Origin of the sequence: Acinetobacter sp. UBA2581 (genome assembly GCF_002339435.1) — a bacterium.
Lineage (GTDB): Bacteria > Pseudomonadota > Gammaproteobacteria > Pseudomonadales > Moraxellaceae > Acinetobacter > Acinetobacter variabilis.
Window position 1 is genome coordinate 1 of record NZ_DDLD01000068.1, and the last position, 22,709, is coordinate 22,709.

The following is a 22,709-nucleotide window of genomic DNA, read 5'->3' on the forward strand; positions in this document are numbered from 1 at the left end:
TTGTCGAGGTACGCCAACCAAACGTTTGAATTCAGAATCTGAAAAACGATTTAATTTCCGATATCTCATGAAATTTATATTGAGGTGGTTTTTACTTTCGCAAGAGGTCTAATTATTGTTTTAAATATTTGAATATTAATAACTATTCAAAAAATTATTTAGGCTTAAAATTAAAATATTTAGTTACAACATCTTGAAAATAATAAAAAACATAGACTTAGATTAAAAACCTTATATTTCGTCTATATTATCTTGTTCATTAAATCCGCAAATTCAATTAAATTAATTTAAATAAGGGTATTTGCCCTTTAAAACGAAAATTCTCACCCTTATCTATGATTTAACTAATGAAGGAGTTATCTCGTGAAAAAAGTGGTTAAAGCAAAAAACGTTCTCGCATTTAGACTTTGGTTAGAAAAATTGGGGTATTCGGTTCGCACCCTGGCAGACAATCGTGGTTTTAGTTTCAGTTTTAAAAAAGAATATGGTCTGGTGACCTGCGATCTTTCAGGTAATGCATTGGCCATGCAGCTGGGTGAGGAGTTTGAAGATCATCTGAAAGCTTAAATTTAATTAATCAATGCACTCATGATTTACCCTTTTATTTGAGTAAAATTCTATTATTCCTATAATCAGCCCATTTCGATGGGCTTTTTTTCGTTTATAAAATTTCAGGCAAAAAAAAACAAGGCATCAACCTTGTCTCTTTTGATGGTGGGGACGGAGAGACTCGAACTCTCACACCTCGCGGCGCTGGAACCTAAATCCAGTGCGTCTACCAATTTCGCCACGTCCCCATCAGGGTACCAACTTAGTGTTGGACTTTTTCAAACTTTGGCAGAGGATCAAGGATTCGAACCTTGACGAACGGTTTTGGAGACCGTCATGCTACCATTACACCAATCCTCTACTCGGCCATTTTACTCAATCTCTTAAGTAAATTGGTGGGGACGGAGAGACTCGAACTCTCACACCTCGCGGCGCTGGAACCTAAATCCAGTGCGTCTACCAATTTCGCCACGTCCCCGATGGCTGTGTATATTATAGAGATAGCAGGTCATTGACAAGTGATTTTACAAGCAATCACTGCCTATTCCGCTATAAATTAAACAGTTAATGCAATTTTTTTATTTTTTATAAGATTTAACAAGAAAACTCGGCCTTATGAGGTTTCTTTGCTACTGCTTTGAACTTAATCTCTAAGCTTGTCTAGCTCAGTCTCAGCAGATCAGATCTCTAGAACCTCACTTATCTTGATCAAGCATGTTGTTTAAACAATAAATTAATCCAATACAAAGAATAAAAAGCCGAGCCAATAAAAATGTCGCACTAAATTTCAGGCAAAAAAAAACAAGGCATTAACCTTGTTTCTTCATATATGGTGGGGATAGAGAGACTCGAACTCTCACGCCCAGAAGGCGCTGCGACCTGAACACAGTGCGTCTACCAATTCCGCCATATCCCCGTGGCTGTGTATATTATAGCGATCGCATCTGCTTGACAAGCGATTCTATAATCAACTCGGTGTTTTTATATCAAAAATTAATCAGTTAATTCTTTGATGATTAAATACTGACTTATTTTTAATAAAACCGCTTAATTTCATTTCTCCAATTTAAAAAATCAAGTTATTTGAAAGAGTGCTGAATATTAATTTTAATAGTGTTTAGATCAGCCAATTGATTGGATATTTTAAAGGACTTCCCTCTTCTCACCTTCACTGATACTTAGTTTGAGTATTTAAAATCTACTCATCGAAAGTAAGCGAATAATGAAAATGAGATTAAAAGATGGCTCAGCCTTAAATTCCAGGCAAAAAAAAAACAAGGCATCAACCTTGTCTCTTTTGATGGTGGGGACGGAGAGACTCGAACTCTCACACCTCGCGGCGCTGGAACCTAAATCCAGTGCGTCTACCAATTTCGCCACGTCCCCATCAGGGTACCAACTTAGTGTTGGACTTTTTCAAACTTTGGCAGAGGATCAAGGATTCGAACCTTGACGAACGGTTTTGGAGACCGTCATGCTACCATTACACCAATCCTCTACTCGGCCATTTTACTCAATCTCTTAAGTAAATTGGTGGGGACGGAGAGACTCGAACTCTCACACCTCGCGGCGCTGGAACCTAAATCCAGTGCGTCTACCAATTTCGCCACGTCCCCGATGGCTGTGTATACTATAGGGATCAATTTCACCTGACAAGCTCTTTTTAAGAAAAAACCACTCGTTTGATTAAATAAAAAACAATATATAATTTATTGTATTTTTCTCACGCAATTTCAGTAAGTAAGGCCTGTTTTACGGCTTTGAAATCAGACAATCTATCCTGTGAGTGCTTTCGAAGCATATTTTGTAGCAGACTTTGCAAAGCTTGATATTGTGCAGGGAGCTCAGGTTTAAAATGCTGACAATGCAATAATGCCCAATCTTGATAATCTGTCGCTTCTAAATGTTGCCCTGTAAGCCACTCATAAAAAATGATACCCAGCGCATAAACTTCGCTCTGTAGCGACTTGGCTTGCCCTTGGAACAATTCGGGCGCCATATAACGAGGCGTTGCGTTCATTGCTTGGCTGGTAGTGTTGAGGGGCTGCACCTGCTCAAAATCAATCAAACAAACCCGATTCTGATAAATGACAAAATGCTCTCGTTTGAGATCAGCATGCAGATACCCGAGTTCTTGTAAGCTTATCAACGTTTCTAATGCCCGTAGTATACGCTGACGGACTTCTTGAATTGAAAACAGCTTAGGGCATACCTCAAAATGTGCTGGCGCATCAGGCAGGATCAAAGCCAGATTGAAAGATTCATCTCCAATCTGAAACGGCTTTCGAATAATTTGATGCGGAAGCATGAAAGCTTTACCTTCTTTCCTACCATAAGCTTCATAAAAATCCAGCTCATGACTTAAGCCAGCTTGGGCATGCTGAGAAATAGCCGTTGAATCCAGATTCTGGGTTTTCAACCACAATGCTGACCTGGTCTCAGGATTAAATTCTAGATAATAAAGACGGCGACCAAAACCCAGACTTCGGGCTTTGGTCTTAAGCTGGAAATTAAGCTGATGCAGATTGGCGAGGTTAAGTAACAATGTATTCCTGCTTGGCATCTGGAGCATGCTGGTAATTTAGCAGTTCCAGACAATGCTGAATAGTTTTACCTACCCGCTCCTGAGTTTCGATCAGAGAGATTTTTGGCCAGGTCGCCCGCTCACCTTCACGCTGCAACACCTTGAATAAATGCGGACGAGGATTTTGCAGCATATAGCTATAATGACGCAGGCTATATTTACCCACAATATTCACATCGCCATAGTAACGCTGATCCACCACACCATAACCATGATCCAGCAAACGGCGGACTGGCGGCAAACTTCCCGCATGCTCACGGGCAAAATCCATAATCCCTTTGGTAAATACCACACTCTGACGGCGTACAATGCGTTTCGGCCAGCTTAATGTCCCTTTACGGAAGCGTGAAATATCATCCTGCATAAAAGGCACAATGTGTGGATTGGCCTGACTGGCAATGGTGTAATTGATATTGTACAGCCGCGCCATTTTCTCCTGCGGGAAATCGCTACGAACACTGCCATCTACCCAGCATGTTGCGCCCATATAAGGCGTATATTGCCCATCGTGGCGTTTACTGGTGAGACGTACCGGCGGGAACAAAATTGGCACAGCACAAGATGCCAGCACCGCACTCCAGACCAGTACATCTGGAGAGGTATAGGCATTCATGATCCGGGCATCCTGCGCTGCATCATAAGGCGCGACCGCAATATTAATATGTAGACCCGAAGTTTTTAATGCTTCTTCAAAGGTCATATCTCCCAAGTTTTCGATCAGGATTTTTTTCAGGTATTTAACATCCGCCAGACCACCATTACCCTTCAGTAATTCACTCATGGTACGGAAATGGAATGCTTCATGGAAAAAGTTATGACCTTTTAAAATATCCACATATTGTGCGGGTTTGGAGACGCCCAACATAGCGGTCATAATTGCACCAGCACTAGAACCCGACATCACTCGAGGTAACAGATCCTGTTCCATTAGCGCCTTACATACACCGGTATGAAATAAGCCGAGTGTTGCACCGCCCGAGAACATTAAAGCTGGCTGACCATAAGCACGTTGGCAGTGCTCAAAATATTCAATTTTCTCTTCAAGAGTCAGACAGGTACATTGTGCAGAAGCAATATAAGCCAAGCCCAGACTGACTTCTTCTACATAATCTTCAATAATTTTTTTAGTGCCGACATAAGTAACGGTAAACAATAAAGGATGGGCGATATTGGCAATATCGTAACTCAGCCCTTCACGCAGGATATACATCAGGTCGCGAGTGCGTTTCTGCTGACGGTAACGTCTTAATTTCCCCAGTCGATGCGCAATCACTTCGGCATCAAAATAGGGTGAACTATTATCCAATTTCCATTCTTGTGCCCCAGATTCTTCGTCGATCTTTAAGGCAATATATTTCCATTCTTCGTAAGTTTCAGCCTGCTGCAATTGCTGCTTCAGCTTTTTAATACGATAGGCCTGATGTGGATTGATATCCTGAGTAAAATCTTTAAACAGCATCTGCCCCTCTTCCCTATCTATATTGTAATTTTCAGACACCCTGCAGCCATAAACAAAAAAACAGGCATCTATTTTCTTTGTACTACAATAACGAAAATTCACCACTTTAGGCAAATTATCACACTTTCCAGACTTTGACTGTGAATTTTACAGTGATAGTATTCTAGCCATAATTGTAAATGTACTGCTCAAATCATGGCGAAAATTGATTTACCTGACAATATCTTAAATGCTCTTTCTACTGTTCTTCTCCAGCTCCAGCAAAGCCTGCCTGAATTAAAACAAAGTCCTGATTTTTCTGCTTATGCCTATAAATGGCAGGCTGGAGAACTCAAACCCATTCACCAGCTTAAACAGATTGAACTGGCAGATTTAAAAGGCATTGAGCGACAAAAAGAAAAAGTCATTCAGAATACTTTGCAGTTTCTAAAAGGATTACCTGCCAATGATGTCTTACTCACTGGCTCTCGCGGTACAGGCAAATCTTCGATCGTGCGTGCCTTGTTGACTGAATATGCAGATCAGGGTCTACGTTTGATTGAAATTGAACGTGATGATTTGTCAGATCTTCCACAAATTCAGCAACTGATCGCCGGTCGTCCGGAAAAGTTTATTGTCTATTGTGATGACCTGGCCTTCAATGCGGAAGATGAAAACTATCGCAGTCTAAAAAGTGTTTTAGATGGCTCATTACAGTCCGGTTCCAGTAATTTTGTGATCTATGCGACTAGTAACCGTCGTCATTTATTACCGGAATTCATGCATGAAAATACCCCGGTGACCAAAGTAGATGTACCGCAATATACAGAGTTACATCCACAGGAAGCCATTGAAGAGAAAATTTCCTTGTCGGATCGTTTTGGTTTATGGCTGTCGTTCTACCCAATGGATCAAAACCTGTATCTGGAAATCGTTGAGCATTATTTGAAAAAGGCAGATATGCAACTTACAGCTGAAGCCCGTGCTGAAGCATTACGCTGGTGTCAGGCACGTGGCCAACGCTCAGGCCGTGCAGCCTATCAGTTCTCTAAACACTGGATTGGTTCGCAGCAGTTAAATTCTCTGTAAATTTTTCCCCTTATAAAAAAAGCTCCTTAATGGAGCTTTTTTTATAAGGTTAGTTCTTATTTTTTATTGCCAATAATCGTAGACCACAGCAGATCATCCAGCTCACTGCCATTGAAATAGACAGGCGCTTTTAAGGATTCAGGCTGATTTTGTTTGACCTCAATCACCTGATCATAACTGTCAGTAATTTTAAGCACGCCCTCTTTCGGCAGATGCTTATAATTATTTAACACCGTTTCGTCCATCTTGAATGATGTAGTCGTATTAAAATCAAAACTATAACGGTAATCCGCCAGATTTGGCTGACCAATAATGCTGCCGCTGCTGGTTAAGGTACGAATACCATTACTGCCACTACTATAGTCATCTACAAGGCTATAGTTATAATTACGTACCAGTAAGTATTCCTTGCTCAGCTCATCATACTCAGCGCCAGATTTACCCGCATTCTTGTCTTCCGCTACACGCTGAAATTCCAGACGGTCAATTTTATAGCTTTCCAATGCATCCAAATTGTTTTTGCTTTTGGTATAAACAATCGTACCTGAAATCAGATAATCATCTTTTAGATTAAAATCAACATTGGAACCATAACGTACATTGCTAAAGGTCAAGGTCGTAGTATCACCGTTGACCATCTGGGTAATGGTTGAATCTTTGCGATAGATTTTATCCAGAACAATACAGTTATTTTTATCGGTTTTTAATTTAAAAGTTTTCACTGCACCATTGGTATTCACTTCAGAACAGATCAGATTCGGATATTTGATGCTGTTCACACTCAGATTATAAATCTTGATAATACGGCTCGTGCGTCCATAAGGATAATCCGCAAAAACTTCACCAATCATATGACCTAACGCAACGTTATAGTCCGTATCATTACTGGTGCTATTGTTAATTTTGTCGCGGATTTTCTCGATGATATCGCGATCCTCAAAAGGAATAAATTCTTCTGAAAGTTCAGGAGAAATACTCTCCTCTGGAACATTTGGCGGGGTGGTCACTGTAGAATTGTCTGAGCTACCTTTACTGCCACCACATGCGGTAAGCAAGCCTGAAACCAAAACCAGCCCAAAGAATGACATCTGCTTTTTCATGAAATTTTATTCCCTAGAATTTCTTTGCATTTTTATTCAATGAGAATGAAAGATGGGCGTATTAAAACTACACAATACAAACCCACTACCTGTCGATGATATTTTTTCTGGACAGTACTTCTTACACTCTGATCGTGCTTTATCTTTTAATAAACTAAGGATTAACTCTGTAATTTTAATTTATATTTCATAGAACAATGGTCATTAAAAAATAAGATGTTACTTCTAGAGCAAGGTCTTATTAGTTCTCATAACTAAATCTTAGAAACCAACCCCAATAACACATATTTTCTTTGCAACAATACTTATAAAATTTGTAACCGTTAGGTTAAAAAGTCGAAAAGCTATCTTTTGAATAGCCGAGTTTAAAGAAGAACTTAGGTTGCTTCTAGACAATTAAACTTTGAATAAAACCTAAAAATAAGAATAAAAGGAAATCAATTATTTCCATTTATTGTTGGCTCAAAATTTGACAGTTCATGGCTGAATATTCTCAGACACCTCCTTAAAAATATTAAAAATCAAAAATATTTAAATAGACTTTTTCCAGCGCTTGTACTCAAACATATTTTTATCTGCTTGCCACTGTGCTTCAACTAAGCCAGTCGTTGGATGACGCATCGCCATACCAAATGCGGCTTCAATTTTTGCTTCTGCAAAGGCTTCAATTAAACGATCGAGCAAACGCTCAGCTCCCGCTTTATCATTTTCTATGCTCAGGATTACGAATTCATCACCACCGATACGCGCCACAATATCATTGCTACGTACATTTTCTTGAAGGACTTGTGCTGTATGCTGAATTAATTGATCACCTTCCTTGTGCCCCAGACTATCATTCACTTTTTTCAGGTCATTCAAGTCTATAAATAAGATCGCAGCCGGATGACCGTACTGTTTGCAACGTTCTTCTTCTGCCTGTAGCAGTTTCTCCCAGGCACGACGGTTATATAACCCAGTCAATTCATCTTTACTGGCTTGTTGCTGTAGCAGTTCTTGCTGACGAATTTGCTCATTCTGACGCAATTCAGCTTGTAAGATTGAGCTCAAAAGCTTGCTAAATAACTCGACCATCGCCAGATCCTGAATGATGGCATCTGACTTGGCTTCAGGATCAACCGCACATAATGTTCCAAATAGACTGCCATCTTCTTTAAAGAGTGGTTAACCAATATAGGATTTGATGCAGAAATGCTGGTTAATTGGCGCAGTCGCATATAAAGGAATTTCTTCAGAGCGAGGCGCGATTCTTGGTCCTTTGCCTGTGACCATATGACAGCAGAAAGAATTGGCCCATTCAAATACCTGACCTGGCTGAACAGCATAGCCATGATCTTCGCTTTGCAATACAATCCAGTCATTCTCTTCTACCCGGGTGATCATCCATAAATTAAAGCCAAAATGCTGATGCAGATATTTTAAAACTGCCTGGCCCGCATCCTGAAAACCTTTAAAACTGATATTATCCATCCGAAATAGTCTCTGCATCATTCCGCATATAATAGAGTGGGATTTCTATATTATTAAACTATTTTATGGTATCAATAAGAAAACACTTACTGTAGCAGAGCCAAAATAATTAAATTATTAATATTATTTGTTGAATATTTCTACTCCACAAGAGCAATCCAATAAAAAAGAGGCTTAAAGCCCCTTTTCTTCATGACAAATCTTTAAATCAAGCTTCGGCTGGATTCGTCAATTCTGTCATTGGCCAACGTGGGGTTGTGGTCACAGCCAAACCATCTTGCTGTCCGGCTTTCAAACGTTGATAACCCGCAAAGGCAATCATCGCACCATTATCGGTACATAATGCAGGTTCTGCATAGTACACGGTGGCTTTGATTTTCGCCAAATCAGCTTCCAGACGTTCACGTAAACGCTTGTTGGCACTTACACCACCTGCAATGACCAGACGTTTTAAGCCAGTCTGTTTCAATGCCTTCACTGATTTTTTCACTAAGGTATCGACAATAGCTTCCTGGAAGCTCGCAGCGATATCAGCATCACGTCTTTCTTCACCGAGTTTCTTCATTTGAACAGAAACTGCAGTTTTTAAACCACTGAATGAAAATTCTAAGCCTTGATGCAGCATTGGACGTGGGAAAGCAAAGGCATTCGGATCGCCCTGCTCAGCCAGTCTGGAAATATTCGGGCCACCTGGATATGGCAAACCCATCATCTTTGCAACTTTGTCAAATGCTTCACCCGCCGCATCATCAATCGATTCACCGAGTAATTCATACTGCCCAATACTATAAGCAGCCATGAGCTGTGAATGCCCACCAGACACCAGTAATGCCACAAATGGAAATTCCGGTGGCGTTTTAGAAAGTAATGGTGCCAGCATATGACCTTCCATATGATGCACACCAATCGCCGGTTTATTTAAGGCAAAGGCCAAAGTCCGACCAAACAGTGCGCCCGTCATTAATGCGCCCATCAGGCCCGGACCACGGGTATAAGCCACGGCATCAATTTCTGATTTTTTGATGCCACTTTGTTCAAGCAGTTCATTCAGTAAAGGAATGAGTTTACGCACATGGTCACGCGAAGCCAGTTCTGGTACGACGCCGCCATATTCAGCATGCAGTTTAATCTGGCTGTACAGCACCTGTCCGCGCAAACCTAACTCGCTGTCATACAGCGCAAGTCCTGTTTCATCACACGACGTTTCCAAGCCTAAAACGATCATTAAACTGCCTATAACCTGTATCAAATATATTGCAACAACTATTATAGACTTGTGATATGAGATGTAAATGAGTAAAATACTGACCTTCACTTGTGATCGAGGGCAATTCGGCCCTGATCTTATCCATAACTTAATGAGGATTCTTCATGCCACAAGTTAAATTGAAAGAAGGCGAACCAGTAGACGTAGCTATCCGTCGTTTCAAACGTTCATGCGAAAAAGCGGGTGTTCTTGCTGACGTTCGTAAACGTGAATTCTACGAAAAACCAACTCAAGAACGTAAACGTAAAAAAGCTGCTGCTGTTAAACGCTACCAAAAGAAATTGGCGCGTGAATCAGTACGTACTACTCGCCTTTACTAAGATTAATTTGTGATTGACTGCTTGGAATAAATAATGACTACTTTAAAAAACCAGATTACTGACGTATTGAAAGCCACCATGCGTGCCAAAGATATGTCAAAGTTGACGGTCATTCGTAGTCTGCAAGCAGCAATTAAGCAAATCGAAGTCGATGAGCGTAAAGAACTTGACGACGCTCAAGTTCTTGCGGTCATTGAAAAGCAAATTAAACAACGTAAAGAATCGATCAAAGCCTTTGAAGGCGCCGGTCGAGATGATTTAGCTAGTAAGGAACAAGCCGAAGTTGAGGTTCTCTCTCAATTTCTACCAGAAGCTATGACTGAGGAAGAACTTGATTCCCTGATTGCGCAAACAATTGAAGCGCAACAAGCTACTAGCATGAAAGATATGGGTAAGGTGATGAATTCTCTGCGTCCGCTCATAGCCGGGCGCGCCGATCCTGCACAAGTTTCAGCAAAAATTAAAGCAAAACTTGCTTAATTCCCCCATTCTTTTTCAAATCTAAATCTGCGTTGAACTGCCTCCATTCCGGACAGTTCTCAGCATTTTCTTATTTATTTTTACTTCAAATTACAATCCACATTATAACGTTTCAGCAACTGCATCTCTTTTGAAGATTTTACCTGCAGTATGACATCCTGCTTGCCTACATTTTGATACTGACGATCCAGATAAGCTCGGTTCTGGTCTGCCGCTTTATATAAGCGATCCACATAACGCTGCACAATCGCACAAAACTGCTGATTCTGCGATGCGCTAAAACCCTGCTGCTGTGGATTTAAACCTTTTAAAAACTGGCGTGATTCTTTTTGATAATCAGCGTTAATCTGCTCAACGGACTGCACGTATTCTGCCGCACTAGCCGCCAATATATTTCCGCCACACCCCAATATCCATAAACCCAATAATATTTTTTTCATAAAATAATTAAAATAGACAACTTAGCTTTGTCCGGATTGTAGCGTGATTTAGTAAACTTCGGCTATATCTACTGAAGCTAAAAATCATTAGAAAAATAGACTTAAATTTTAAACTGTCGCGTTTGCTGCATCTGTTTTAAACGTTGACCAATGGTTGCTGACAGAGATTGATTATTTTTGCTGATGCGTTGAGCATGTATTAAGGATTTAATCGCAGTTTCTTCATAGCCTGACCAGTACTCTACTTCGGCACGATAACGCAAGACGTTGGCGGCTTTTATTGATGAATCAGGTGCTGCATTCGCTGCCAGTTGCATTAATCTCCAGCCACTAACATCACGGGTATTGCTATTTAAAAAGCGCTGTACAATGGATCTGGCTTGATCAGGTTGTTTGGCACGAATCAGGGTTTCGGCATATTTATAATTTAAAGCACGGTTTTCCGGCATGATTCGTGCGGCTGAACTAATGCTTTTTAGCGCATTATCCAGCTGATTTTGCCCCAGATAAATATCAGTCTGAAATAACACCTGCAAAGGATGCATTTTATTGTGCTTTTTGGCTTGATCCAGTGCGGTTTGTGCCGCCTGAAAATCTCCCTGTTGAAGCTGATAAGCCGTTAAAGCGAGCTGACCAGGAAAATCATTACGTTGCACCATTAAGTTGAGCTGTTGTTCAGTAGTCTGACGTGACAGTACCCGTGTATACCATTTAATGATTTCAAAATCCTGATCATTTAAATTACGCTTAACCGCAGGCAGCTGATTGGCGCGCAAACGTGCTTCACTCATACGCTCAGTAGTTAGAGGATGCGTCAGCCAGAAATCAGGCATAAAGCTTAAACGGCTAGTGGAACGATGCATCACTTCAAAGAAATCCGCCATACTGTGCGGACTGTATCCGGCAGCATACATATATTGCATGCCGATCCGGTCCGCCTCACGTTCCTGATTACGGCTATAAGTTAATTGCTGATCCAGTAGAGCTGCCTGAGAACCCATCATCACTGCTACACCTGCATCACCATCTGCCTGTGAAGCCACTAATGCACCCACCAGAATCCCTGCCAGGGCCAACAGTCCTTGTCCTTTAAAGGTTTCTTGCGAACGACTATAATGACGTTGTGTGACATGTGCAATTTCATGTGCCATCACCCCTGCCACTTCATCCGTATTTCGAGCAGAATTAATCAAACCCGCATTCAGGGCAAATAACCCACCAGGTACCGCAAAGGCATTAATTTGCGGATCATTGATTACCATTAAACCGATCGGTTGCTGTAATTTGGTCTGACTGAGAATTTGGGAAAATATGGAAAGTAACTGATCTTCAAGCCATGGATTCTGAATCACAGGCATTTGTTTCTGGACTTGACGATAGACCTTTTCACCAATCATTTGTTCTTTTTGCTGATCGATCAATCCGACGCCCGCACCAATATCCGGTACAGAAAATTGTGCAGCAGGCTGATTAAAATAATCATTATCACTATGTCCTGCTGCTGCACACAGACTTAACCCGCACGCCAATACCAAACGTTTCAATGAAAAATCTCTAAAATTCAGTTTCAACCTGTCTCGAATATAGCATCGAAAAATGAGCATAGATGCAGGAAAATGTTATTTAATATTACTTAGATGAACCAATCACTTGCGGATTCACCACATAGCGTGGCACCCGCCCTTCAAGTGCATCAACCAGATTCTGATAAGCCAGCTCAGCCATTTTTCGACGTGTTGCCACTGTGGCCGAACCGACATGAGGCAAGGTAATAACATTATCCAGCTCAAATAATTCTGATTCTTTTAAAGGCTCTTTCTCATAAACATCCAGCCCCGCAGCAAAAATTTGGTTGGCTTTTAAGGCTTTGATCAAAGCCTGCTCATCAATCACAGGCCCACGGGAGATATTCACCAGCACCGCATGTGGCTGCATTTGTGCCAGTTGTTCGGCTCCAATCAGAGCTTTTGATTCAGCATTTAAATCCACGGTAACCACCACGAAATCTGAGCGCTGCAAAAGTTCATTCAGAGAGCAATACTGTGCATTGAGGCCTTGAGTCAATTCCGGTTTTTCATGGCGATTATGGTACAGGATATTCATATTGAAACCGTAAAACCCACGACGTGCAACTGCTGCCCCAATATGCCCTAGGCCGATTATCCCCAGCGTTTTTCCGAAAATATCCACACCAAACTGTGCTTCACGTGTTGTACGGTGCCATTGCCCCTGCTTGGTCCAGTGATCCAGATAAGCCACTTTGCGTGCAGCTGCCATTAATAGCGCAAATCCCAGATCTGCCGTGGTTTCAGTCAGGACATGGGGGGTATTGGTCAGATAGATATTTTTTTCATTCAGATAATCAACTTCATAGTTGTCATACCCGACACTGACACTAGAAATGATTTTAAGTCGGGTTGCTGGTGCCAGATTCTCGCGATTGAGCAGTCGGCCTGCCCCAATCATGCCATCGGCATCGCGCACATGTTCCAGCAACTGCTCATGCACATTGCCTAGTTTCGGCTGTAAGGTCACTACATTAAAATTTTGTTCGAGTTTTTTTTGGACATCCTGATCGATCTGGCTGAATACAATCACTTTTTGTTTCATATGTCCCTATTCCACATCAATATTAATCTGAGTTCGCTGGCCTGTTTTGCATAAACTGCCATAAGCGTTTTTTATGTATTGGCTGATCCAGCATTTCCTGTAAAGATGCCAGTTGAATCATTTTATTATGTGTCACATGCGGAATAGAGCCAAGGGAAATGATATTTTTTTCCAGGCTCATCATGTCCAGAAAACCTTGAATATAAGATTCAACACCTCGACCATCTTGCAGATTCACCCAGGGAAATGGCCAGTTCAGTTCATAAAATCCACTTTGCAGAGCACGCTGGATGTTGGTCCATAAAAGCTGGGTTTGCCCGGTCATTTCTGTGGCATCGATGACAACCGTACAATGTTCCAAGCTTAAAGCCTGCAAGTTGAATGGCGGAATATGTAGAATTTCCCGCTGTTCCTGAATTGGTGCAACAACTACTGGCGCTTCACTCTTAACTTCGTCTTTTGCTTCAACTGTAACGGGCTCAGGCGCGACTAAAGGAGCTTTTTCTACCGGAGTAATCTGAGTCGGTTGTGGCAGGATGATTTCGCTATGCAATTCTGCTGGGGCCTGATCACGCCAGATCGAAACCTGATACTGCTGACATACGTCGCCCTTGGGAATCCAGATATCTATTCCTAATGTTGCCAGTATGTCACGCTGATGCCCAATCATCTTTTCTTCATCACCTATTTCAGGTCGAACATTTTAACGGGATTCGCTTTTCTTTGCCGAACTATTTCCAGTTTTCACTCTCTATCTTGAGTCATTTTAACTCAGAATAGAAATCAATTTATAAGATTACTTTTTTCTACTGCAAGTTTGTTTATAGATCAGTTCTTGAAAGACTGGACTTAAATACATCTTATTAATTTAAAAATACTAGATAATCATCAAACTGTTTTTCTTAAGCATTTGCGAGGTAATTTCATTGGATTCAAAGCCCAAGCGCCAGTATAAAAGCTCCATCACATCCAGTTCATCCTGAGTCATGATCCGGTCGCTCCACAGGCAAACTTCTGCAATACCCAACATGCTCAAACGATCACGTAATAACAATCCTGCAATATCATTTAAAATCTCGGCCAAATCAATCGGCTCATCTGAGATTTCACTATACAGCTCAAGTTCTCGAGGACTAAGAATACGGTTTAAAATCTTTTCCCGAACCTCCAGTTGATTATCGCTATTAATCTGCTGCACATGCAGCAAGGCATCAATCAGACGTACAATCTGTGGTTTGACCTCATCTAAAGACGTCGGCGTATGCATCGGCAGTAAATTCAGCTCATACTTCACCCGCTCTAGCAATAAGGCATCCAGCAAACCAATTTCACCATCTTCCTGAATAATCCTTGCCAGCTTCATTAAAAACTGCCGTGCAACTGTGGTAGGCATTCCACCAATATTTTTACAGGCTTGCTGGAAAATCGAGATATGTACCCGTCCATCCAGATTTAATAATGAATCAATAATCGCACGACTGACCTCTGCCTCGGTCGGAATAAATTCACGATATTGCCGGATCATCAAAATTGCGACCATCACTTCACGTGAACCGGTCGAAGTTTGCAAAGCACGTTCAATCAGCTCCGGACGCGGCATATTGGCACGTAGTTCAGGATTCAATGGCTTGATGGCATCTTTGATCGCAAAACTGATCGGAGACAAACGCAACAAAGGCAAAGGCTGTGGGGATTCCCAGACTGCTGTGCTTTCAGGCACGACATCTTCGAGTGAACGAAACAGACTAAACAAAGGCTGGTTTTTTAATTTCTTCAGATTTTCGAGCTGCAGATCCTGAATCAAGGCAGGATTTAATTCATAAATACGCTGATTAATATTCGGATGAATATTCAACCAGTTCTGTGGACTTAAAGAATTGGCAAAACACATATGTGAAATGGATTCGGCATATTCACTATAGATCTGTGATCCTGAATGATGCACATGAATGCGCAATAAAGTCTGAATATTGGCATCATTCTGAATCAGGCGTCGGGTTTTCTGGTCATTTTTATAGGTACGTCCGCCCAATGAAATATATTTAATAAAACGTGTAATCAAAATACCCAAGCTACCAATCAACCAGATGACTGCTCCGATTGAGACATAGAAGGTTTCAAACTTGTTTTCGCGAGGTACATCATTTCGATAAAACCCCAACTTCGCAATCTTGCTGCCCCATTGGCTAAAAGTGGTTAGACTGCTATATAGGATTTTCAGGCGGGTATTTTCAGCTGTTTCACCAGATAGAATCTTGTTAAATTCATGACTGAGCAAGCCATAAAGTTCAATTTCATCAAGAGTTTGTAATGCACCCCAAGTCAGAATAATAGCAGTATCACGTGGACTAAAACCCGCTGTTAATGCATTGACCCCCACTTCATTCGGCAGGACATACATAGCTGGCGGTTCAATCAGGAACGTATCTGCCAGTTGAGTATTGATCCGTAGTGCAGCACTTTCTTCCGGAATACTTTCCATTTGGTTCAGTCGACGCGCGCCCATTTGCTGGGCTAAAGAATAGCCGCCGGCACGAAACGTATAAAATTCATAGATGACCGAAATAATCATCAAGAACAAAACCAGTGCTACCAGATAAGGACTAAGGACATGCCACCATATCGACTGGCCAGGATCAGCATAGAAAACAAACAGGCCAACCACTGTATTGATAATCAGAACTGTTAATAGTATCGCAATCAGACAAAAGCTGGCTAGCAATAGCATATTCTTGTTTTTGACCAAAGCATATCCTACGCTTTTCAATCTACCACCCTAACTGATCTGGTCTTTCCTTGGGCTCATCATAAAACAAAAAAGCGGGAAATTCCCGCTTTTTCATCATGATTTTAATTGCTTAGACTTCGCGTACACCGGTCAGATCAACTGATGCTGCATCAATATTCACATCAATAAAATTGTCGCCTTTTTTGGCGCCATCACTGCGTTTTTGCTCTAATTGATCGAGGTATTCAGCATTAATTCCACCTGCGACATACACACCATCAAATACAGAACAGTCAAATTCACGCAAATGAGGAACTTTTTTGGTACGTACTGCATCTTTCAGGTCTTCCAGATCCTGGAAAATCAGACGGTCAGCACCAATAATTTCACGGATTTCTTCTACACTACGTTCAGAAGCGATTAGTTCAGATTTCGCCGGCATATCAATACCGTATACGTTTGGATATTTCACCATAGGTGCCGCAGAAGCGAAGAATACTTTTTTCGCACCCGCATCACGTGCCATCTGAATAATTTCATTACAAGTCGTACCACGCACAATCGAGTCATCGACTAGTAGAACGTTTTTGCCCTGGAACTCGAGCTCAACCGGGTTCAGTTTTTGACGTACTGATTTTTTACGCAGTTGCTGACCTGGCATGATGAAGGTACGGCCGATATAACGGTTTTTCATGAAACCTTCACGGAATTTCACGCCCAGCATATTAGCCAGTTCAAGTGCAGAAGTACGTGAAGTATCCGGAATTGGAATCACCACGTCGATGTCGTGCTCATCGCCCCACTCGCGCAGAATTTTTTGTGCCAGCTTCTCACCCATTTTCAGACGGGCTTTATACACAGAGATCCCATCAATGGTTGCATCTGGGCGGGCAAAGTACACATATTCAAAAATACATGGACGGTATTCTGGATTCGCTGCACATTGCTGGGTAAAAAAGTTACCGTCAGAATCAATGAAAACTGCTTCACCTGGTTCGATATCACGCTCAACCTTGAAGCCTAGTGCCGTAATCGCTACAGATTCAGAAGCAATGATATATTCCATACCATTTTCTGTTTCGCGCGAACCGTAAATTAATGGACGGATACCGTTTGGATCACGGAAGCCTACCAGACCTTGACCAGTAATCATCGCAACAACAGCATAACCACCTTTACAACGTTCATGTACACGCGTCACAGCCTGGAAAATATCTTCAGATGTTGGTACCAGCTTGCCACGTTTTTGTAATTCGTGCGCCAGTACGTTTAGTAGCACTTCTGAATCTGAATCAGTATTCATGTGACGCAGGTCAGTTTTAAACAGGTCATCATGAATTTCTTCAGCATTGGTCAAGTTACCGTTATGCGCTAGCGTAATCCCATAAGGTGAGTTTACGTAGAATGGTTGCGCTTCGGCACTGCTTGAAGTACCCGCCGTTGGGTAACGCACATGACCAATACCATAATTACCCTGTAAAGCACGCATATGACGGGTATGGAATACATCACGTACCATACCGACATCTTTACGCAGGAACAGGCGGCCTTCCTGACAGGTCACAATCCCAGCTGCATCTTGTCCACGATGTTGTAACATCGTTAATGCATCAAACAACATTTGGTTAACAGGTGATTTACCAGCTATACCAACTACTCCACACATAGCAACCTCGCAGACAAGCTAGGATTAATAAAAAGGATTATTCGTTGACGCATCTGAACTCTTGGCCTTGGATGCCGGCTCAGATGAGGAATCTGAAGGTTTCTGTGCCCCTTCAGATTTGATATGTTGCAGGGCACCATTTGCGGCTTCTTTGGAGAGCTCTGTTGCCCAAGGCGCATATGGCAATAAGACCTGTATAAATTTGGACTGCTTCCAGTGCGGCGAACTTTCGACCCAAGGGCCAATACCGTGCATGGTAATCAGAACAATTAGCAAACCTTTCAGACTGCCGAAAACACCGCCCGCAAGACGATTCAACGGACCTAGTTTCAGGGTTTTTAAAATGCGGTTGAGCAGAAAGGTGACAATCCAGGTCAGTACCACAATCATCAGAACAATAAAGGCAAAGGCTGCAATCTTCTGTACCACTGGATCTGTACTGAGAGCAACCATTGAGGGCGCAAGTAGTGTTGAATATTTCGCCGCAATAATCAAGGCAAAAATCCATCCCACTAAGTTCGCAAAGGCTTTAATAAATCCTTGGCGCAAACCGTTGAGCCCTCCAATGAGCAAGATAATCAGTAGAAAGATATCAATGGCATTCATAGGATTTAAAGCGCGGCTACACAGTCTTTAACCAGTTCCGGCCCAGTATATATGAGGCCACTATAGACTTGTACAAGGCTTGCACCAGCTTTTTTCTTGGCCAGCGCATCCACACCTGAAAGAATACCACCCACACCAATCAATGGAATTTGTCCCTTTAATTCCTCTGCAAATGCAGCCAGACATGCCGTGCTTTTCTCAAAGACTGGCGCGCCTGATAAACCGCCCGCTTCTTCTGCATGCTCCAGACCTTCCACACCTTCACGTGACAATGTGGTATTGGTCACGATCAGACCATCAATCTTGTATTGCAATAACTGCTTGGCAATAAAGGCAATATCTTCAGCTTCAAGATCCGGTGCAACTTTTAATACCAGAGGAACGTAATGCTGATGTTCCTGAGCCAGTTCCAGCTGACGATTCTTCAGCGTTTCCAGCAATTCAGTCAGTGCATCGCCACTTTGTAAACTGCGCAGGTTCTTGGTATTTGGAGAAGAAATATTAACGGTGATATAGGAAGCATAATTATAGACTTTTTCTAAACAAATAAGGTAATCATCTACTGCTTTTTCTACCGGAGTATCAGCGTTTTTACCGATATTGATTCCCAGTACACCTTTAAATTTTGCAGCTTTAACGTTTTCAATCAGTTTGTCCACACCATCATTATTAAAACCCATACGGTTAATAATCGCTTTGGCTTTCGGAAGACGGAATAAACGCGGATGAGGATTACCTAGTTGTGGGCGTGGAGTAATAGTACCAATTTCAATAAAACCAAAGCCTTGACTGGCCAAGGCATCAATATAGGCACCATTTTTATCTAACCCTGCTGCAAGACCGACCGGATTAGGAAATTCGATTCCCATACAGGTCACAGGTTTCACAGCAACATTTTGACGCATCATGCCCATTTTATGGGATGATTTTAATAGTGATAGTGTCAGCTCATGTGCACGCTCTGGTGCTAAAGAAAACAACAAAGGGCGGGCTAGAGAATACAACATATCTAGAAAAGTCTACTGCTTTTTAAGTCGGCATATTATAGGCATAGGCTGACAAAAAAACCATGCTTTGCAAATCTTTATTTTTACCAGTTATTGCACAGTCGCTGTTAATTTAATCTGCCCTGCTTCATTATTTAGTTCCATTTTCTCGATACTTAGCCCCATTTGTGCCAGCTGCGTCAGGAAGTTGGCCAGCACAGAATAATTTTCGTGAGACAGCATCAACTGAATTTTTCCATCCATTTGCTGTGATGCAATCGACAGCCCTTGTTGCTGGGCAATGCGTTGCACTTTTTCTGCTGCATCTAATTGCAAGTCTCCTGCCGGCTTCATGGTAACCGCATTGCTTTGCATCCAGACCAGCGTATCTTTTAGATCATTTAAACGTTTCTGCTGGGTATCTGCTGCCTGATGCATCGCCCAGAGTGCACTTGCAACAGCGGTCACCAACACAAAGATCGTTGTAAAGATCACCAGAATGCGTTCACGTGCTGACAAACGATCCAGATAATCGGTCAGTTTTTCGATTTGCAGATCCATACGGTTCTGTAAGGTTTCAATGGCTTTCATTATTGTATTTTCACCAGTCCTACGACGCCTGTTCCATTCGCCTGTATATTCCCCAATTCCACTTTAAAGCCCTGCTGCCCTAGTTGCTTGGTTAAAGTATTTAAACTTTCAGATGAATTGGACTGTAATTGTAGACTCAATCCTGACGGGTCATAATTGACGCGCTGTGCCACAATCTGGTTTTGCATTAGTACCGGCCCGACTCGGCTGATGAGCTGTAAGGCCTGAGTGTCTGCGGTCTGGCTTTGACGAAGCTGAGCTTCGAACTGGCTTTTAATATTCTGCTCAGTGACCGGATAATTTTGTCCGAACCAGTATTTAAACTGGTCAATAGCCTGCATCGCAGTGGTATTGGCGACTTTTTTATATTGGTACCAGCGCACCGCATCGTAAGTGAACTGCAATACCAGAATCCCAAGAAAAACCGCCGCACAGGCTTTCCAGTAACCAGAAACAGTATGATCCGATTTACCCTTTGGCAGGATATTAAATGGATGCTGTTTCGGTTTTTTTAGCATTGGCAACGTATATTCGAACGAGTTTAATTGTTCACGTGTTGCCACAGCTTCCAGACTACTCATTTGTTCAGGGCTGAGATTGCTGACCTGATATTCCAGATCTTTGGGCTGAAAATCCAGATAAAGGCTCAAATCATCCACTGACTGTCCGATATATTCAGCTTCACGTACCAGCAGATGCCCACTGATTTGTGCAATAACGCGCTGCTGCGCATGTTCAGGCACTGGCAAAACCAGAAAGTCTGGCAATAACGCAGCGACTTTAACAGGAATCAAATTCAGGGCATGCTGCAAAGTTTCAACTGTAGAATTTGCAATCCCCAGAATACTAATCTGATCAGGCTGCTGAAAATGATGCAGCACTTTCATGGTATCGACAGGCAGTACTACATATTCTTCTAACAGATATTTGATGCCATCATTGCCCATTTTTTTATATTGGCTCTTTGGCAAAGTCTGCTGCAAAATCTGCACATGACGACTTGGAAAAAAGACCGTCGCCTCTTCACCATGATAGGCCTGAATATCCTGAATCAGCTGCTCGAGTGTCGCAGCAGTGCTCCAGAATTCCCCCTTTGACCATTGCCAAACCCCATTGGCTTCCGGCATCCATAAATACAACATCGATTGTGTTCTACCGTTTTAATTGGTTTTTTATACTGTTGGAATAAAGCTTTTAACTTGTGTTGATAAGCCTGGTGCAATCACGGCCTGATCATAAATACGTGCTTCTGACAAATGAAATGGGTGGAAAGACTCAGTCACGAGAATGGAGGCAATATGCGCCACTACATTCATATGACAAACCACCGCAATGGACTCATACGGCAACTGCGATAACCATTCAACTGCAACTTTGGCATCATCATCAGGCTTGATGGTATTACAGATCACCACGGGTACATCTTTAAAATAGTGCTGTAAATGCGCCAGAGTTTCCTGCGCACGCAATAAAGGACTGACCACAAACACCTCCGGTTTAATGATGTCCCTTAAATACTGCGCTGTCTGTTCCGCCTGTTGATGCCCGCGCTCCGTTAGGGGACGCTTGGTATCATTCCCATTCACTGGTGGCGCGGCTTCGCCATGTCGCACTAAAGTCAGTTGCATCTTATTTCCCTATTTATTTGGTCGTTACGATCATCAGTCAGCATCATAATCATCGTGCTTCTTGTGTTATAGATCAGACTTGATGATGTGGCAAGACAAATTCGACATCACTGCGATGACCATTTTTCATCAAGGATAAAGCGATCGTCAGCGGCGGCGCTCCTTCAAAGATCACTTCATACAAAGCAGTTGTAATCGGCATATACACATCCAGCTCTTCTGAGCGTGCTTTTACCTGCACAATCGTGTTAATCCCTTCTGCCGTCTGCCCCAGTTCAGTCGTCGCCTGCTCTAGGGTTTTACCCTTACCTAATGCATAACCAACCTGATAGTTACGACTTAGCGGACTATTACAGGTGGCAAAAAGATCACCTACACCTGAAAGCCCAAGGAAAGTCAGCGGGTTTGCACCCAGCTTGACTGCAAACCGACTCATTTCCGCTAGAGCACGGGTCAGAATCATACTCTTGGTATTCTCACCAACATTATAGGCAGCCGCCATTCCCATTGCGACCGCATAAATATTTTTCAGTGCACCGCCCAGTTCTACGCCATGTACATCATCACTGGCAAAAACACGGAATAACGCACTATGGAGTGCTTGTTGCACTGCATAACGTACCAGTTCAGATTCACTGGCAATCACCGTACCTGCCGGCTGTCCTGCGACAATTTCCTTGGCCAGGTTTGGACCAGACAGCACACCATAAGGCACTTCCGGTAGTTCTTCACGAATGATGTCACTCATAAAGCTGAAAGTATTGGCTTCAATCCCTTTTGTCAGGGAAATCACCGCTTGAGATGTGATAAAAGGCTTGATCTGCTGCAATACATCACGGAAAGAATGGCTTGGAATCGCGACTAGAATAATATCGCGATCACGAACAGCCTTCTCCAGATCGGACACAGCAAGCAGATTTTCTTCCAGCTTAAAATCCGGAAGATAGCGCTTATTGATATGTGTTGCATTAATATCTTCAGCTACTTCCGGGTCACGAATCCAGATCATGGTATCGCAGCCATTTCGAACCGCGGTATTGGCCATTGCAGTACCAAAACTACCACCGCCTAAAACTGTAATTCTTAAAGCTGTATTCTGGTTGACCGCAACCGGTTCAATCAAATCGGTAAAATTTAATTCTGACATCTTGTTTTCT

General features: G+C 42.3%; 20 protein-coding genes, 7 tRNA genes and 1 pseudogene. 4 read left to right on the forward strand and 24 right to left on the reverse strand.

The window, feature by feature from the left end; all coding sequences use genetic code 11:
- The first annotated feature begins 363 nt into the window (after positions 1-363).
- Positions 364-567, forward strand: a complete 204-nt coding sequence (locus tag B3Q46_RS08010) for a hypothetical protein (protein ID WP_004786362.1) — start codon at positions 364-366, stop codon at positions 565-567.
- Positions 568-712: 145 nt separating this feature from the next.
- On the opposite strand, the gene B3Q46_RS08015 is transcribed toward B3Q46_RS08010, so the two are convergent.
- The 9 genes from B3Q46_RS08015 to B3Q46_RS08055 form a co-directional block, all read right to left on the reverse strand.
- A tRNA-Leu gene (locus tag B3Q46_RS08015) sits at positions 713-797 on the reverse strand.
- 38 nt (positions 798-835) lie between these two features.
- Positions 836-909, reverse strand: a tRNA-Trp gene (locus B3Q46_RS08020).
- A 33-nt stretch (positions 910-942) separates the two neighbouring features.
- A tRNA-Leu gene (locus B3Q46_RS08025) sits at positions 943-1,027 on the reverse strand.
- 352 nt (positions 1,028-1,379) lie between these two features.
- Positions 1,380-1,465, reverse strand: a tRNA-Leu gene (locus B3Q46_RS08030).
- A 385-nt stretch (positions 1,466-1,850) separates the two neighbouring features.
- Positions 1,851-1,935 (reverse strand) — tRNA-Leu (locus B3Q46_RS08035).
- Positions 1,936-1,973: 38 nt separating this feature from the next.
- Positions 1,974-2,047 (reverse strand) — tRNA-Trp (locus B3Q46_RS08040).
- A gap of 33 nt (positions 2,048-2,080) precedes the next feature.
- Positions 2,081-2,165 (reverse strand) — tRNA-Leu (locus B3Q46_RS08045).
- Between the two features lie 107 nt (positions 2,166-2,272).
- Positions 2,273-3,112, reverse strand: a complete 840-nt coding sequence (locus B3Q46_RS08050; RefSeq protein WP_376782845.1) for a protein kinase domain-containing protein — start codon at positions 3,110-3,112, stop codon at positions 2,273-2,275.
- Entirely contained in the window at positions 3,084-4,592 is a 1,509-nt protein-coding gene (locus tag B3Q46_RS08055) for a DUF3336 domain-containing protein (RefSeq protein ID WP_286714080.1), read from the reverse strand. Before B3Q46_RS08055 ends, B3Q46_RS08050 begins: the two co-directional genes overlap by 29 nt.
- Positions 4,593-4,787: 195 nt before the next feature.
- Between B3Q46_RS08055 and B3Q46_RS08060 the strand changes: the two genes are divergently transcribed.
- Positions 4,788-5,660, forward strand: coding sequence for an ATP-binding protein (locus B3Q46_RS08060; RefSeq protein WP_004782422.1), 873 nt, complete (start codon positions 4,788-4,790; stop codon positions 5,658-5,660).
- Between the two features lie 56 nt (positions 5,661-5,716).
- Here B3Q46_RS08060 and B3Q46_RS08065 read toward each other — a convergent pair whose 3' ends face one another.
- The 3 genes and pseudogenes from B3Q46_RS08065 to tsaD all read right to left on the reverse strand — a co-directional run bounded on the left by B3Q46_RS08065 (position 5,717) and on the right by tsaD (position 9,455).
- Entirely contained in the window at positions 5,717-6,760 is a 1,044-nt protein-coding gene (locus tag B3Q46_RS08065; protein ID WP_262736448.1) for a hypothetical protein, read from the reverse strand.
- 531 nt (positions 6,761-7,291) lie between these two features.
- Positions 7,292-8,230: pseudogene (locus B3Q46_RS08070) on the reverse strand (sensor domain-containing diguanylate cyclase).
- Between the two features lie 208 nt (positions 8,231-8,438).
- Positions 8,439-9,455 carry a tRNA (adenosine(37)-N6)-threonylcarbamoyltransferase complex transferase subunit TsaD gene (gene tsaD / locus B3Q46_RS08075; RefSeq protein WP_262736450.1) on the reverse strand — a complete coding sequence of 339 codons (1,017 nt, stop codon included), beginning with the start codon at positions 9,453-9,455 and terminating at the stop codon, positions 8,439-8,441.
- A gap of 146 nt (positions 9,456-9,601) precedes the next feature.
- On the opposite strand from tsaD, the gene rpsU reads away from it, so the two are divergent.
- Both rpsU and B3Q46_RS08085 read left to right on the forward strand, forming a co-directional pair.
- Entirely contained in the window at positions 9,602-9,817 is a 216-nt protein-coding gene (rpsU, locus tag B3Q46_RS08080) for a 30S ribosomal protein S21 (protein ID WP_001136722.1), read from the forward strand.
- A 33-nt stretch (positions 9,818-9,850) separates the two neighbouring features.
- On the forward strand, positions 9,851-10,297 hold the full coding sequence (locus B3Q46_RS08085) for a GatB/YqeY domain-containing protein (protein ID WP_005235099.1): 447 nt from the start codon (positions 9,851-9,853) through the stop codon (positions 10,295-10,297).
- Between the two features lie 80 nt (positions 10,298-10,377).
- Here B3Q46_RS08085 and B3Q46_RS08090 read toward each other — a convergent pair whose 3' ends face one another.
- The 12 genes from B3Q46_RS08090 to B3Q46_RS08145 all read right to left on the reverse strand — a co-directional run bounded on the left by B3Q46_RS08090 (position 10,378) and on the right by B3Q46_RS08145 (position 22,699).
- Positions 10,378-10,737 (reverse strand): hypothetical protein, encoded by a 360-nt coding sequence (locus B3Q46_RS08090; RefSeq protein ID WP_262736451.1) that lies wholly within the window; start codon positions 10,735-10,737, stop codon positions 10,378-10,380.
- A 101-nt stretch (positions 10,738-10,838) separates the two neighbouring features.
- Positions 10,839-12,281: a M48 family metalloprotease gene (locus B3Q46_RS08095; protein ID WP_286714710.1), complete on the reverse strand. Its 1,443-nt coding sequence runs from the start codon at positions 12,279-12,281 to the stop codon at positions 10,839-10,841.
- An 85-nt stretch (positions 12,282-12,366) separates the two neighbouring features.
- On the reverse strand, positions 12,367-13,347 hold the full coding sequence (locus B3Q46_RS08100; RefSeq protein WP_262736278.1) for a 2-hydroxyacid dehydrogenase: 981 nt from the start codon (positions 13,345-13,347) through the stop codon (positions 12,367-12,369).
- Positions 13,348-13,369: 22 nt separating this feature from the next.
- Complete coding sequence (locus B3Q46_RS08105; protein WP_262736279.1) at positions 13,370-14,017, reverse strand: hypothetical protein; 648 nt, start codon at positions 14,015-14,017, stop codon at positions 13,370-13,372.
- Positions 14,018-14,224: 207 nt separating this feature from the next.
- Complete coding sequence (locus tag B3Q46_RS08110) at positions 14,225-16,114, reverse strand: M48 family metalloprotease (protein WP_034169988.1); 1,890 nt, start codon at positions 16,112-16,114, stop codon at positions 14,225-14,227.
- A 91-nt stretch (positions 16,115-16,205) separates the two neighbouring features.
- Positions 16,206-17,741 carry an amidophosphoribosyltransferase gene (gene purF / locus B3Q46_RS08115; RefSeq protein ID WP_004782444.1) on the reverse strand — a complete coding sequence of 512 codons (1,536 nt, stop codon included), beginning with the start codon at positions 17,739-17,741 and terminating at the stop codon, positions 16,206-16,208.
- Between the two features lie 24 nt (positions 17,742-17,765).
- The gene (locus tag B3Q46_RS08120) at positions 17,766-18,347 is read right to left on the reverse strand and encodes a CvpA family protein (protein WP_262736280.1); all 582 of its coding nucleotides are present in this window, start codon (positions 18,345-18,347) and stop codon (positions 17,766-17,768) included.
- A gap of 5 nt (positions 18,348-18,352) precedes the next feature.
- Positions 18,353-19,354: a quinone-dependent dihydroorotate dehydrogenase gene (locus B3Q46_RS08125; RefSeq protein WP_262736281.1), complete on the reverse strand. Its 1,002-nt coding sequence runs from the start codon at positions 19,352-19,354 to the stop codon at positions 18,353-18,355.
- A gap of 90 nt (positions 19,355-19,444) precedes the next feature.
- Positions 19,445-19,924 carry a type II secretion system protein GspM gene (gspM, locus tag B3Q46_RS08130; protein ID WP_005235083.1) on the reverse strand — a complete coding sequence of 160 codons (480 nt, stop codon included), beginning with the start codon at positions 19,922-19,924 and terminating at the stop codon, positions 19,445-19,447.
- Positions 19,924-21,066, reverse strand: a complete 1,143-nt coding sequence (gene gspL / locus B3Q46_RS08135) for a type II secretion system protein GspL (RefSeq protein ID WP_104426267.1) — start codon at positions 21,064-21,066, stop codon at positions 19,924-19,926. The genes gspM and gspL overlap by 1 nt, the downstream gene beginning before the upstream one ends.
- Before the next feature lie 30 nt (positions 21,067-21,096).
- The gene (locus tag B3Q46_RS08140) at positions 21,097-21,552 is read right to left on the reverse strand and encodes a SixA phosphatase family protein (protein WP_005235080.1); all 456 of its coding nucleotides are present in this window, start codon (positions 21,550-21,552) and stop codon (positions 21,097-21,099) included.
- A 73-nt stretch (positions 21,553-21,625) separates the two neighbouring features.
- A complete protein-coding gene (locus tag B3Q46_RS08145) occupies positions 21,626-22,699 on the reverse strand; it encodes an NAD(P)H-dependent glycerol-3-phosphate dehydrogenase (RefSeq protein ID WP_262736282.1) in 1,074 nt (357 codons plus the stop codon).
- Between the last annotated feature and the right edge of the window lie 10 nt (positions 22,700-22,709).

Coding starts and splice junctions, on each gene's coding strand:
- gspM (WP_005235083.1), bottom strand. CDS start 19,924: ATGAAAGCCATTGAAACCTTACAGAACCGTATGGATCTGCAAATCGAA.
- rpsU (WP_001136722.1), top strand. CDS start 9,602: ATGCCACAAGTTAAATTGAAAGAAGGCGAACCAGTAGACGTAGCTATC.
- B3Q46_RS08140 (WP_005235080.1), bottom strand. CDS start 21,552: ATGCAACTGACTTTAGTGCGACATGGCGAAGCCGCGCCACCAGTGAAT.
- B3Q46_RS08125 (WP_262736281.1), bottom strand. CDS start 19,354: ATGTTGTATTCTCTAGCCCGCCCTTTGTTGTTTTCTTTAGCACCAGAG.
- B3Q46_RS08105 (WP_262736279.1), bottom strand. CDS start 14,017: ATGATTGGGCATCAGCGTGACATACTGGCAACATTAGGAATAGATATC.
- B3Q46_RS08065 (WP_262736448.1), bottom strand. CDS start 6,760: ATGAAAAAGCAGATGTCATTCTTTGGGCTGGTTTTGGTTTCAGGCTTG.
- gspL (WP_104426267.1), bottom strand. CDS start 21,066: ATGTTGTATTTATGGATGCCGGAAGCCAATGGGGTTTGGCAATGGTCA.
- B3Q46_RS08090 (WP_262736451.1), bottom strand. CDS start 10,737: ATGAAAAAAATATTATTGGGTTTATGGATATTGGGGTGTGGCGGAAAT.
- B3Q46_RS08060 (WP_004782422.1), top strand. CDS start 4,788: ATGGCGAAAATTGATTTACCTGACAATATCTTAAATGCTCTTTCTACT.
- B3Q46_RS08120 (WP_262736280.1), bottom strand. CDS start 18,347: ATGAATGCCATTGATATCTTTCTACTGATTATCTTGCTCATTGGAGGG.
- tsaD (WP_262736450.1), bottom strand. CDS start 9,455: ATGATCGTTTTAGGCTTGGAAACGTCGTGTGATGAAACAGGACTTGCG.
- B3Q46_RS08145 (WP_262736282.1), bottom strand. CDS start 22,699: ATGTCAGAATTAAATTTTACCGATTTGATTGAACCGGTTGCGGTCAAC.
- B3Q46_RS08055 (WP_286714080.1), bottom strand. CDS start 4,592: ATGCTGTTTAAAGATTTTACTCAGGATATCAATCCACATCAGGCCTAT.
- B3Q46_RS08100 (WP_262736278.1), bottom strand. CDS start 13,347: ATGAAACAAAAAGTGATTGTATTCAGCCAGATCGATCAGGATGTCCAA.
- B3Q46_RS08050 (WP_376782845.1), bottom strand. CDS start 3,112: ATGCCAAGCAGGAATACATTGTTACTTAACCTCGCCAATCTGCATCAG.
- B3Q46_RS08085 (WP_005235099.1), top strand. CDS start 9,851: ATGACTACTTTAAAAAACCAGATTACTGACGTATTGAAAGCCACCATG.
- purF (WP_004782444.1), bottom strand. CDS start 17,741: ATGTGTGGAGTAGTTGGTATAGCTGGTAAATCACCTGTTAACCAAATG.